4 protein-coding genes are annotated in these 5,558 nt (G+C 67.6%); all 4 read right to left on the reverse strand.

Annotated elements, in window-relative coordinates; all coding sequences use genetic code 11:
* Positions 1-2,747 (reverse strand): beta strand repeat-containing protein (locus RSO01_RS49720; protein WP_170303880.1); only part of this gene is annotated, 2,747 nt, incomplete at its 3' end.
* A gap of 109 nt (positions 2,748-2,856) precedes the next feature.
* Positions 2,857-2,982, reverse strand: coding sequence for a hypothetical protein (locus RSO01_RS49725; protein WP_281291654.1), 126 nt, complete (start codon positions 2,980-2,982; stop codon positions 2,857-2,859).
* An 84-nt stretch (positions 2,983-3,066) separates the two neighbouring features.
* On the reverse strand, positions 3,067-4,164 hold the full coding sequence (locus tag RSO01_RS45740) for a M91 family zinc metallopeptidase (RefSeq protein WP_170303881.1): 1,098 nt from the start codon (positions 4,162-4,164) through the stop codon (positions 3,067-3,069).
* 225 nt (positions 4,165-4,389) lie between these two features.
* Positions 4,390-5,454, reverse strand: a complete 1,065-nt coding sequence (locus tag RSO01_RS45745) for a DODA-type extradiol aromatic ring-opening family dioxygenase (protein ID WP_170303882.1) — start codon at positions 5,452-5,454, stop codon at positions 4,390-4,392.
* Positions 5,455-5,558: the final 104 nt, after the last annotated feature.

Genomic DNA, 5,558 nt, shown 5'->3' on the forward strand with positions numbered 1-5,558 from the left:
TTGAGGGACACGGCGTTGCCGAGCGTCACGCCGTCGGCCGCGGCCTGCAAGGTCGTGCCATTGCCGAGGCTGAGTGCGCCCGTGCCCAGCGCCGTGTTGCCGGCGACGCCCAGCGTGGTGCCGACGCCCGACACCGCCGTGCCGCCGCCGTAGGTGTTGGTGCCGCTGAACGTCACCGTGCCGCCGCCCTGTACCGCGACGGCGCCCGTGCCCGACATGTTGCCGGCATAGGTGCCGGTGCCGGCCTGATCGAAGCGCACGCTGGCATTGTTGGTGATGGCGCCTTGCAGGCTCGTCGTCGTGCCGACCAGTGTGGTGCCGACGCCCGACACCCTCGTGCCGCCGCCGTAAGAGTTGGTGCCGCTGAACGTCACGGTGCCGCCGCCCTGCACCGTGACGGCGCCGGTTCCGCCGATGTTGTTGGCGACCGTGACAGCGTTGCTGCGGTTGAAGGTGAGCTGCGCGTTGTTGGTCACCGCATCGCCGCCCAGCGTGCCGGTGGTGCCGCCATTGCCCACCTGCAGCGTGCCGGCCGATACCGTCGTGGTGCCGGCGTAGGTGTTGTCAGCGGTGACGATCAGCACACCGTCGCCGGTCTTGACCAGGTTGCCGGTGCCGCCGATGGCGCCGCCGGACACCGTCGTCGTGCCGGTGTCGGTCTGGATCGTGCCGGTGCCGGTCAGCGTGATGCCGCGCGTCATGCTGAGCGTCGCCGTCGTCTGCAGCGTGCCGCCGCTCAGCGTCAGCGCGCCGGAAGCAGCGCCGAGATTGTTGTCGGCGGAGACCGACAGCGCACCGCCGTTGATGGTGGTGCCGCCGGTATAGGTGTTGACGCCACTGAGCGTGAGCGTGCCGATGTCGGCCTTGATGATTCCGCCTGTGCCATCGACCACGCCGGCTAAGGTTGTCGATGTCGCCGAGCCCACGGTGAGGGTGTTGTTGCCCAGCAGGACCGACGCGCCCGCGACGCCGCTCAGGGCCTGGATCGTCTTGCCCGAGCTGCCGCCCGATATGTCGAAGGTGGCTGCCGCACCCGTGAGGTTGACGCCGCTAGAGGTGCCGATGCTGCCGGCGTTCGACAGGCTGAGCGTGCTGCCGGCGCCGATCGTGGTGGCACCGGTGTAGGCGTTGGTCGCCGCCAGCAGCAGCGTGCTGTTCCCGGTCACGGTGACCGCGCCGACGCCGCTGATGGCGCTGGCGAAAGTCACTGTGTTGCCGTTGGTGTCGAAGGTGCCGCCGCCGGCGCCGAGCGCGGCGAGCCGGCCGGAGATGTCCGTCGTGGTGCCGGTCGCCCATTGCAGGCCGCCGCCGTTCAGGGTGATCGCCCCGCTGCTGCCGAAGTTGTTGGCGGCGGCGAAGTTGACCAGGCCGCCGGTCACCGTCGTGCCGCCGCTATAGGTGTTGGTGCCGGAAAGCGTCAGCGTACCCGCGCCGCTCTTTGTCAGATTGTAGCTGCCGGCATTGCCGCCGGTGCCGCCCGAGCCGGTCTGGTCGGCGATGACGTCTGACACGGTCTGGCTCTGCCCCGCGCCCGGCGCGAAGGTGATCGTGCCGTTGCCCTGCAGGAACATGCCGGCGCCGGACGCCGAGCCGGCGTTGACGCCTGTTCCGCCGGTCACCGCGTTGCCGTTGATATCCAGGCCACCCGCAACGACCAGCGTACCGCCCTGCTGCACGAAGATCGCGCCGCCCATGCCGCCGCCGCCGCCGCCGCTCGTCGAGGTACCATTACCGCCGCCAAAACCGCCGGCACCACCGCCGGCAGGGCCTCTGCCGCCGCCGCCGCCGAAACCTCCGGCTCCGCCGGCTTGTGAGCCTTGACTCGTCGCGCCGCCGCCGCCGCCGAAACCTCCGGCCCCGGCGACTGAACTCGAACCACCGCCGCCACCGCCGAAGCCGCCGGCGCCTGCGACGGTTTGGGTGCCAGCGCCGCCACCGACGCCGCCGCCGCCGCCCGCGCCGCCGCCAAAGTTGCCGCCGGCGCCGCCGCCGCCGGAAGCGCCGCCCGTGCCGACGGGCGCGGTACCGCTACCGTCGCCGCCTGGCGATCCTCCCGCCGCGATGCCGGCCGTGCCGGGCTGCCCACCGACACCGCTGCCGCCGTCCGCTCCGCTACCGAACCCGCCGCCGCCCCCCCTGCCCTCGCCGGGACCGGGGCTGCCGCTGACGCCGCCATTGCCGCCCATGCCGCCGCCGCCGCCCGGACCGCTGCTGCCGCTGCTTCCGGCGCCACCGGTCGCGGCGTTGCCGGACAGGGTGACGTTGCTCACGGTCAACGACGCCTGGTCGGCCACGAACAGCGCGCCGCCCAGTCCGGCGCCGCCACCGCTGCGGCCTGCGCCTGCGCCGCCCCGCGCGTTGGTGTCGGTGATGGAGAGGTCGGAGATGGAAACGGTGACGGCCGTCTGGGTCGTGCCCGAGAAGGCGCCGATGAACAGGCCGCGGAACTGGTTGTTGCCGGAAAGCGTATTGCTGTTGCCGACGATGGTGACGTTCCGGGATACGGTCTGGAGATCGCCGCTGGTCAGCGTGATGGTGCCGACGCCACTGTTGATGATGATGTTGTTGCTGGCGCCGCCGGTCGTGTTCAGGTCGATGATCGCCTGGCGCAGCGAGCCCCCGCCGCTGTCATTGTTGTTGCTGACGATGAAGTCGGCTGCCCAGGCCGGCAATGGCGACAGGCAGGTACCGGCCAATAGTAATGCGGCCAGCCGGCTCGGCTGCCGCGTCATGCTGATGAACGCCATCCCCAACGCCCCCAACCACACACCGCTGCGCATACTCTACGGTGATGGTAATGAGGCAAATTATTGCGCGGTATCTGTCGTGTAAAGCGCGAGGGCACTGATTGGCATCTCAGAAGCTCAGCCGCACGCCGAGGTTGAGGGCGTGATTGTCAGTGCCCGATCCGACGTCGCCGTCGTAGCGGAGATAGAGTTGCGCGCCGGCAGCGACGGCGGTGGCGGCCTGGAAGCCGATCACCGCCGCCTCACGCTGCGGCGTCGCGCCATAGACTGAAAGTCGCTGAAGGCGCGTCGGCGGGACGCATGCTCTTCCGGACCAGCGTCAGGGCCGCGCCGCACCTGCCGGCTTGACCGGCCGCATGTTCTCCCGGAAATGCCGGCCGACGGGATTGAACTTCGGCTGCGCTTCCGGGAGATGCGCCAACGCAAAATAGAAATCGGGCTGCTTGCTCTTGAAGATCTGCATCAGATCGCGCGGCGGAATGCTGATCTTGTCGGCGTTGTCGTAGAACTTTTCGGGGTCCTTCATCACGTTCCAGCCGTCGGGAAGCGGATCGGTGACGACCATGACTTCCTGCTTGTTCACCATGACGCGCGTCGTCTTCTGTCGAATGGAATCGTTGCTGTAGAGGCCGCGAAGGCGGGTCTCTCCCTTGCCTGAGAGGTAGATGTTGGCGATCACCGTGGCGAAGTACTCTTCGATATTGCCGTAGCCGTTGCCCTCCACGCCGACATGCGTCATGCGACCGCGCAGCGACCGGGTGACGTGAACCAGCTCGTGGAACAGGACCTCGTCCGGCTTGAATCCGGGACCCTTGGGCCCATCCCTGCTCTCCCAGATCTCGGCCGAGAAGAAGAGCACGACGTCGGCCCCTTTGCCCGTGCCTTTGCCGAGGCTCGACACCGGCTCGTTGTCGTCGCCGCGCACCGGCGCGCCTTTCTCATACTCGTCCTCGAAATCGTGCAGGGTGCCGTCGCTGACGTGAGCCATCGTTTCACCGGGCTTCACCGGAATCGGCGTCGAGTTGAAATAGTCGCCGCCGGGCATGGTCCTGAAGAAGTGCCAGTAGGGCATGATGCGAAGCGTGTGTCCGGTGCCGGCGAGCTCGGTCAGCAGCGCTTTTCCCGACGAGAAGGTGCTGATCCGGTCCAGACAGAGGGCGACCTTGTCCTGATGCTTCTGCGCCGCATGCTTGTACTCGGCGATCACGTGATCCAACGGGCCCTTCTTCAGGCGGGCCTCGAACTTGAAGATGTCCAGCCAGTCGGGCATCGAGTAGTAGGTCACGAAGATCTTCGGCTTTGCCGCCTTCGCGCCGCCCTTATCGGTGTATGGCTTGGAGTTCGCCGCCAGGAGACTGGCGCGCTGCGCCGCGGGCGCGTTCTTTTTGATGAAGTCGGCGTATTGCTGGTAGTCCATGCAGGCCTCCATCGCGCCGGAGGGGCAGCCGGGTTTGGGATCGACTTTGGCGCGCGATCGGGGCGGACACTGTGTGTTTTCTCACATCATCCCCTGTCATCCCGACCGGAGCCGCCCGAAGGGCGGCGGAGCGGAGGGACCTGTTTTTGTTGATGCATCGACAAAAAAGGTCCCTCGACTACGCCGCCCTTCGGGCGGCTCCGCTCGGGATGACGGATAGATTGATCAAAGACGCTCGCGCTGGATCTGCATGTTGGCGAGGAAGGCGACCAGGGGATGGATGCCCATCGTCACCATGGTCGGCACATCGAGCAGCACCAACGCCCTGCTTTGTTCCGAGGTCAAGGCAAAGCGAGCGGCAAAGCCGTTGGCGTCGGCAAGAAACTGGGCGCGCGCCGACGCTTCATGGGCGAGGCCGTGCAGGGCGGTGGTCAGGCCGACGAGCTCCGGCTTGATCGAGGGATAGTGCAGGTCACGCCCCACACCGCTGCCACTGCCGCCACCGCCGAACCAGGCGACCGAGGCGTAGTTGTGGTGCCAGCTTGGATCCATCGAAACGATGTCGGGCTTGCGCTCGCCCAACGCGCCGGCGGCGCACGCCCAGCAGCGAAGCTCGATGTTGCCTTTGTCGTCCAGCTCATCCTCGTCGTAACCGATCAGGGATTTCAAGTTGCCCGCGGCGATGCGGGCGAGCGCCGCCTGGTCCCAGTCGAGTTCCGGATTGGCGTAGCGATCGGTCCCGGGAAAATGCGACATGCCACCGCTCGCCAGCACCACCGTGCGCAGGCCGAGCGCCGTCACCGACCGTGCGATCGCCTCGCCGAAGGCATAGCAGCGCGCCATGGTCGGCTGCGGCGCGAGATAGGCGTTGATGTAGATCGGCAGGACGGGATCGGTGTGGCCGATATGGGTCAGCGGAATCCCCATGGCGTAGTCGAACTTCGCCGTGCTCGTGAAGGCCGGGTCGAAGCCCTGCTTGTAGAGCTGGCGGACGAGTTCCAGGCCGATCGCTCCCGGGATCTCCCACTTGAAGTCGCGGCCCGCGAAGTGCCCGTGCGCGGCGGCGCCGACATGGATGGTGAAGGGCGGCGCGACGGTGTGAAAGAACTGCTCGGCGTGGTCATTGGCGAAGATGATCCAGAGATCGGGCTTCAGCTCGCGCAGCCGGCCGCCGATCTCGGCCGCCGTGGCGCGCACCCGCTCGACGGTGCCGCGGTCCTCGGTCGGCGGCATGGTGAAGAACTGAGGCGCATGAGGCAGCATCGCGCCACCGATGACCGTTGTGATCATGGATACGTCTCCTCTTTCCGTCATCCCGAGCGGAGCCGCCCCCTCGACTTCGCTCGGGGTAAACTCCGGGCGGCGTAGTCGAGGGACCTTTTTGTCGATGCATC

This window comes from Reyranella soli, assembly GCF_007992495.1.
GTDB classification, from domain to species: domain Bacteria; phylum Pseudomonadota; class Alphaproteobacteria; order Reyranellales; family Reyranellaceae; genus Reyranella; species Reyranella soli.

Coding starts and splice junctions, on each gene's coding strand:
- RSO01_RS45740 (WP_170303881.1), bottom strand. CDS start 4,164: ATGGACTACCAGCAATACGCCGACTTCATCAAAAAGAACGCGCCCGCG.
- RSO01_RS45745 (WP_170303882.1), bottom strand. CDS start 5,454: ATGATCACAACGGTCATCGGTGGCGCGATGCTGCCTCATGCGCCTCAG.